The following is a 6,585-nucleotide window of genomic DNA, read 5'->3' as shown; positions in this document are numbered from 1 at the left end:
GCAATTCTTCTTCGTGTTGCCTTATTTTTATGTATTTTCTTGGCATAACAATGCCCCCCTTTGATAGTTTTTATTATACCATAGGAGGGCGATTTTTTCTATTGTCCGTTTTTACTGGACCTGTTCAGAAACTCCACAGAGGTTTTTGTATTTACAGCACCGGGAAACCGGCCGCCTTATGGGCTTCGATCAGTTCGTCACACATCGCCACAATGTCGTCAATGGACAGATTGGTCGAGGTGACCGGATCCATCATGGCCGCATGGTAGATGTGTTCCTTTTTGCCGGTAACCGCCGCTTCGATGGTCAAAAGCTGGACGTTGATGTTGGTCATGTTCATGGCCGCCAGCTGCAGCGGGAGCGCGCCCACATAGGTGGGGCTGACGCCGGATGCGTCTACCAGGCAGGGCACCTCTACGCAGGCGTCAGAGGGCAGGTTGGTGATCAGGCCGTGGTTGATTACATTGCCGCCGATTTTATAGGGACGGTTGGTGACCATAGCCTCCATAATATGGGAAGCATATTCTTTGCTCCGCTCGTGGGTAATGGTGCCGCCGGCAAACAGCTCTTCCCGCTGTTTTTCCCAGTCTTTAATCTGTTTCACACAGCGGCGGGGATATTCATCCAGGGGGATATTGAATTTTTCAATCAGTTCCGGATAGTTGGGTTTAATAAAGAAGGCGTTGTATTCCGCATTGTGTTCACTGCTTTCGGTGCAGTAATAGCCAAGCCGCCGGATATATTCATGGCGTACCATATTGCCGTGTTTCTTTTCTTCGTTCATCTTAATGGCTTTTTCCCGGATCAGCGGATACAGGTCGTTGCCGTCCTTGTCCCGCACCTCAAGCAGCCAAGCCATGTGGTTGATTCCGGCAATAAAGTCGGTTACCCCCTCTTTGGGAATGTCCAGCGAATCCAAAAGGTCCGGCGTGCAGACCTGGACGCTGTGGCACAGTCCCACCGTTTTGATCGGGGTATATCTCTGCATAAATCCGCTGAGCATGGCCATGGGGTTGGTATAGTTCAAAAACCAGGCGTTGGGACAAACCTCTGCCATATCTTCCGCAAACTCCCGCAGAACCGGAATGGTGCGCAGTGCCCGGAAAATACCGCCGATCCCAAGGGTGTCGCCGATGGTTTGGCGCAGACCGTATTTTTTGGGAACTTCAAAGTCAATGACTGTGCATGGCTCATAGCCGCCCACCTGAATGGCGTTGACCACAAAGTTGGCTCCCCGCAGGGCTTCCTTCCGGTTTTCCACCCCCAGATACGTTTTGATAACCGCCCGGTCCTGGTTACAGTTTTTGTTGACTGCATGCAGCATCATTTCTGAATCTTCCAGCCGCTGTTTGTCGATGTCATAAAGGGCGATTTCGCAGGTATGAAAGCTGTCGCATAGCATAGTGTCACCCAGCACGTTCTTTGCAAATACCGTACTGCCCGCCCCCATAAATGTAATTTTAATCATGGTGTTCTCCTCCGTTTTCTAAGATTTTCGGTTATTATGGTTATAGCATATTTTTCTGCCGAAAAGAATTGCATAAGGGAACAAGAATATGTTATAATGGAACCTGAGGTGAGCAAGATGAAAAACAGTGCCAGCATTCCTGTTGTCAACCGCGGTTTTCGGGACCTGAATCCCCTGATTGCCGGGTGGGAAAAATGTAACCCCGGATATAGCTATGGCCCCCATGTGCGGGAGTATTATCTGATTCACTATGTCAAAAAGGGTAAGGGCGTGTTTTATAATGCGGAGGGCGGCTTTCCGGTGCACGCGGGGGAGATTTTTGTGATCCGCCCCGGTGAGGTGACCACCTATACCGCCGATACCCAGGTGCCCTGGGAGTATATCTGGGTGGGCTTTGACGGCGCTATGGCCGGACAGCTGGCAAAGGGAAATGTACCTGTTCAGTCCTGCGGCGGCACTTGCTTTGAGGCGATCCTGCGGGCAGAAGAGCGAACCGCCCGCCGCGAGGAATATATTGCGGGACAGCTGTTTTTGCTGATGTCAGAGCTGCTGGAACAGCAGACCCCGCCTCCGGGCTATGAACGCCAGGCGGCAGACTATATCTGTGCAAACTATATGCGGGATATTACAATGGAAGAAATCGCCTCCATGCTGGGGCTCAGCCGCCGGTACTTAAGCCGGATTTTTAAGCGGTTTTCCGGCATGACCATGCAGGAGTTCCTGATCAGGACGCGGATGGAACACGCCGTCCGGTATCTTTGCCAGGGCAAAACGGTTTCCGAAGCCGCCGCATTGGCCGGATATGCGGATGTGTTCCATTTTTCCAAGATGTTCCGGCGGCGGTTTGGAATTTCACCCCGGCAATACGCCCGTGAACACCGGAAGAACCCTGAACCGGGCATACAAATTTAAATTACTCGATTTAAAATAAAAAGAATCATGAAAAAATAGTTGACAAGGGGCTGGATTTGTGATAGAATAGCCCTTGCGCTGGTGTAGCTCAACTGGCAGAGCAGCTGATTTGTAATCAGCAGGTTGCGGGTTCGAGTCCCATCACCAGCTCCACAACGTCGGAGCAAAGTTCGCTTTGCTCCGATTTTTTATTGCATAAAAAATCAGTCGCCTGCTTCCTTGCTCCTCCTTTTTCCCAGAAGCGCACGCGCTTCACCACTGCCGAACGAGTTTGAGAAAAAGATAAAGCTTCAGCCCGCAGCCGCAGAGTAAGAAGAAAATCCTGCATAAGCTTCTGCCGGCGCCCACCGGCCGTCACTTTTCGGGAGCCCTTTGCGCTCAAAAACCGGGCACGGATGAACGGTGTTTGCCGCCGAAAAGGCGCAAAAATTTTATTTCCGTGCCGTCCGGGAGAGGCATGACGGAACCGGGTTCGGCGAATCATTTAAAAATAAAATTTTTGCACAAGCGCGTGCGCTTCTTTGCGGGAGCCCTTTGCTCAAAAACCGGGCACGGATCAGCGCGTGCGCTTCTTTGCTGTTTCTTTTGTTTGGCAGTAGTGATGCGTTTACGCTTTCCGGTAAAAGTCAACCAGCACCAACCCCATCCATAAAAGGCCGGTGACGCCAAAAAAGGCATAGAGATGCGCCACAAGGCCGGCAAAGCCCAGCATGGAAAAGGGCAGGGCCGCAAGGCAGAGAACGGCGGCGCGGAAAATCCTTTGTTTTGTCCCTGCCGGGGCAAAGGCAGAGAGAATTCCAAACCCCTGGGAAACGGCGGTGGTGCAGATTGCCATCATTAAAATGAGGGAATACAGATATTTTTCACTTCGCCCTGCCATGGCCGCCAGCTGAAGCATGGGGATTTCACTGTCCCACAGGGCGTCGAAATACTGGGACTGCACCGCCCAAACGGCTGTAATCAAAATTCCCAGCACCAGCCCGCCGGTGACTGCCGCCGTCCGAATTTCCTTCATGGTGATTTGTTTGCACAGAGGAATCAGAACCGAGGCGGCGGAAATGGTGTTGTAGCTCACATAGCAGATGGCGGAGGTCAGCATGCCGCGGCCTAGGGACGCAAACGAAAAGGCGGATTGGGTGCCAAACAGTACCGAACAAATACAAATATAGAAAATACCTGCAATCATGCAGGGAACTAAAACCGTATTAAGCGCTACAATCCCCTTAAGGTCAAAGGCCAAAATGAGGAAACAGACAGCGGCCATGAAAAGGCAGCCTGCCGGTGAGGGCAGCATCAGGCTTTGGCGGAGCAGTGCGCCGGAGCCGGCCAGCATGGTGAAAAATCCACAGAACAAATAAAGAAGCATAAACAGGCGTACCGCCCCGGCTCCGCGGCCTGCAACCGCCTTAAGATATCCGTCAAAGGTGGTGATGCCGGAAAGAGAGGCCCGGCGCAGAATGAGATAACAGACCGCAATCAAAAGAAAGGTGGCAAGGACAATACCGCTGTGGTCGGTGCCGCCGGGGAAGTTGAAATATTCCATGATCTCTCTTCCCGAGGCAAACCCTGCCCCGATGACCAGCCCAATATATACCATGGCAATTTTCAATCCGTTCTTCATTTTTTTCTCTCCCTTGTCCACTGTATTTTGGGGCCGAAGCGGCCTGTTTTACTATATATAGCGGACAAGGGTAAATATGCAAAAAATCCGTAATTTTTTCTGAAAAAAACTTGACAAAACCCCTTGAATGTGATAATATAATTCATACCTCTGTGAAGAGGCTTTATTTGTGTTAAAAAAAGTCCGGGGAACTCTCAGGCAGAAACCGGCTTTTGAATTTGGATAAACGAGGTGAAAAAGATGCAAACCAAGATTACGCTGGCCTGCACCGAGTGCAAGCAGAGAAATTACGATACCACCAAGAATAAGCAGAACTGCCCGGACAGACTGGAAATGAACAAGTACTGCAGATTCTGCAGAAAGCACACCGTGCACAAAGAGACGAAATAAGCTGTTAAAGCAGTACGCTTTCAAGGAGTGTAAGTTATGGAACATACAAAGCCAAATTTCTTTGTAAGAATTGTGAATTACTTCAAAGAAGTCAAGTCTGAAATGAAAAAGGTGGTATGGCCGGCCTTTTCCAAGGTGAGACAGAACACCATTATCGTTATTATTTATGTGTTGATTGTGGGCGTAGTCATCTGGGCGCTTGATATGCTCTTTACCTGGGGCATGTCGTTCTTTATCAATCGGTAGAAACAGGAGGGAAGGGGTTTTTCCCTGATAATATGGCAAGTGCAAAATGGTATGTAGCCCACACCTATTCCGGCTACGAGAACAAGGTCATGACCGATATTCAAAAGACGGTGGATAACCGCGGTATGCACGATGTGATCCAGGAGATACGAGTGCCCATGGAAGAGGTTATCGAAATGAAGGATAACCAGAAAAAAGTGGTAGAGCGCAAAATCTATCCCGGCTATGTGATGATCAAGATGATCATGACGGATGAGAGCTGGTATGTGGTGCGTAACACCCGGGGTGTGACCGGCTTTGTTGGTCCGGGTTCCAGCCCGGTGCCTCTTACCCCTGAGGAAGTCGAAAGTATGGGTCTTGAGCATACCACCGTTTCGCTGGACTTTGAGGTCGGCGACCATATGCGGGTCAAGTATGGCCCTCTGGAGGGTTTTGTCGGCGTGATTACCGAAATCCAGATGGATAAGAAAAAGGTGCGCGCCAAGGTTTCCATGTTCGGCAGAGATACCGATGTGGAACTGGAGTTTAACCAGGTAGAAGCCCTGGCATAGCCCCGCGGCAGCGAATCACAGCCTGCGGCGGCGGAATCGGCGCAAAGCGCCGGGACATTTTATTCATTTGTTACCCACACGGAGTATTCCGTTTATATATTCCGGCAGAGGCCTGCCGGTTTGTGGGAGGGAAGGCCGCGGTTTTGGCGGGTATCCCGATATTACCACGTTTGTGAAACAAGGAGGTGTATTGAAGTGGCACAGAAAATTACAGGTTATATTAAACTGCAGATTCCTGCGGGAAAGGCAACGCCGGCTCCTCCGGTTGGTCCTGCGCTGGGTCAGCACGGTGTGAACATCATGGATTTCACCAAGCAGTTTAATGAAAGAACACAGAAGGACGCAGGTCTGGTAATCCCGGTTGTTATCACCGTATATCAGGACAGATCCTTCACCTTTATAACCAAGACTCCCCCGGCTCCGGTTTTGATCAAAAAGGCCTGCAAAATCCAGAGTGGTTCAGGCGTTCCCAACAAGACCAAGGTAGCAACCCTGAGCAAGGCGGATCTTCAGGCGATCGCAGAGCAGAAAATGCCCGATTTGAACGCGGCTTCTTTGGAAGCGGCAATGTCAATGATTGCTGGAACAGCACGGTCCATGGGCGTTACCGTGGAGGAGTAGTTAAGTCACAGGCACTGAAAATTGTGGGAGGAACGCTTTGAGCGTTCTGTGAAACCACCAAGGAGGATGTAACATTGAAGAAAGGTAAAAAGTATCAGGACAGCGTAAAGCTGATTGAAAAGGGCAAGCAGTATGACCCGGCAGAAGCGCTGGATCTGGTCTGCAAGACCGCAACCTGCAAGTTTGATGAGACCATCGAACTGCATGTGAAGCTGGGCGTTGACTCCAGACACGCGGATCAGCAGGTCCGGGGCGCAGTGGTACTGCCCAACGGTACCGGTAAAACGGTACGTGTTCTGGTCTTTGCCAGAGAGGGCAAGGCAGAGGAAGCCAAGGCCGCAGGCGCTGATTATGTGGGCGCTGAAGAGCTGGCACAGAAGATCCAGAGCGAAAACTGGTTTGATTTTGACGTAGCAGTTGCTACTCCGGATATGATGGGTGTAGTCGGACGTATCGGACGTATCCTGGGCCCGAAAGGCCTTATGCCGAACCCCAAGGCGGGTACGGTTACCCCGGATGTTGCTAAGGCGATTTCCGACATCAAGTCCGGTAAGATTGAGTACCGGCTGGACAAGACCAATATTATCCATTGTCCCATTGGCAAGGCGTCCTTCGGCGCTGAAAAGCTTATCACCAACTTTAACGCATTGATGGGTGCGGTGATTAAGGCAAAACCGGCGGCGGCCAAAGGCCAGTATTTAAGATCGGTCACGGTTGCTTCCACCATGGGCCCCGGCATCAAGATCAATCCCAACCGGATTGAGGGCTAAGGGCAC

The 6,585-nt window shown here is 50.9% G+C and carries 8 protein-coding genes and 1 tRNA gene; 7 read left to right on the top strand and 2 right to left on the bottom strand.

The window, feature by feature from the left end; all coding sequences use genetic code 11:
* Positions 1–151: 151 nt before the first annotated feature.
* A complete protein-coding gene (gene melA / locus INF28_RS05470; RefSeq protein WP_226392456.1) occupies positions 152–1,468 on the bottom strand; it encodes an alpha-glucosidase/alpha-galactosidase in 1,317 nt (438 codons plus the stop codon).
* A gap of 96 nt (positions 1,469–1,564) precedes the next feature.
* Between melA and INF28_RS05465 the strand changes: the two genes are divergently transcribed.
* Entirely contained in the window at positions 1,565–2,380 is an 816-nt protein-coding gene (locus tag INF28_RS05465; RefSeq protein ID WP_226392455.1) for an AraC family transcriptional regulator, read from the top strand.
* A 77-nt stretch (positions 2,381–2,457) separates the two neighbouring features.
* Positions 2,458–2,533, top strand: a tRNA-Thr gene (locus INF28_RS05460).
* Between the two features lie 454 nt (positions 2,534–2,987).
* Here the strand turns inward: INF28_RS05460 and INF28_RS05455 are convergent.
* On the bottom strand, positions 2,988–4,001 hold the full coding sequence (locus INF28_RS05455) for a YkvI family membrane protein (RefSeq protein ID WP_226392454.1): 1,014 nt from the start codon (positions 3,999–4,001) through the stop codon (positions 2,988–2,990).
* Between the two features lie 240 nt (positions 4,002–4,241).
* On the opposite strand from INF28_RS05455, the gene rpmG reads away from it, so the two are divergent.
* The 5 genes from rpmG (at position 4,242) to rplA (ending at position 6,579) form a co-directional block, all read left to right on the top strand.
* Positions 4,242–4,391, top strand: coding sequence for a 50S ribosomal protein L33 (rpmG, locus tag INF28_RS05450; RefSeq protein ID WP_226392461.1), 150 nt, complete (start codon positions 4,242–4,244; stop codon positions 4,389–4,391).
* Between the two features lie 36 nt (positions 4,392–4,427).
* Positions 4,428–4,637 carry a preprotein translocase subunit SecE gene (gene secE, locus INF28_RS05445; RefSeq protein ID WP_226392453.1) on the top strand — a complete coding sequence of 70 codons (210 nt, stop codon included), beginning with the start codon at positions 4,428–4,430 and terminating at the stop codon, positions 4,635–4,637.
* 32 nt (positions 4,638–4,669) lie between these two features.
* Positions 4,670–5,188, top strand: a complete 519-nt coding sequence (nusG, locus tag INF28_RS05440) for a transcription termination/antitermination protein NusG (protein ID WP_226392452.1) — start codon at positions 4,670–4,672, stop codon at positions 5,186–5,188.
* A 195-nt stretch (positions 5,189–5,383) separates the two neighbouring features.
* Complete coding sequence (gene rplK, locus INF28_RS05435) at positions 5,384–5,809, top strand: 50S ribosomal protein L11 (protein ID WP_226392451.1); 426 nt, start codon at positions 5,384–5,386, stop codon at positions 5,807–5,809.
* 74 nt (positions 5,810–5,883) lie between these two features.
* Positions 5,884–6,579 (top strand): 50S ribosomal protein L1, encoded by a 696-nt coding sequence (gene rplA / locus INF28_RS05430; protein ID WP_226392450.1) that lies wholly within the window; start codon positions 5,884–5,886, stop codon positions 6,577–6,579.
* Positions 6,580–6,585: the final 6 nt, after the last annotated feature.

The sequence above is a fragment of the Ructibacterium gallinarum genome, from assembly GCF_014982785.1.
GTDB lineage: Bacteria > Bacillota > Clostridia > Monoglobales > Monoglobaceae > Ructibacterium > Ructibacterium gallinarum.
This window is presented reverse-complemented; position numbering and strand designations above follow the sequence as displayed.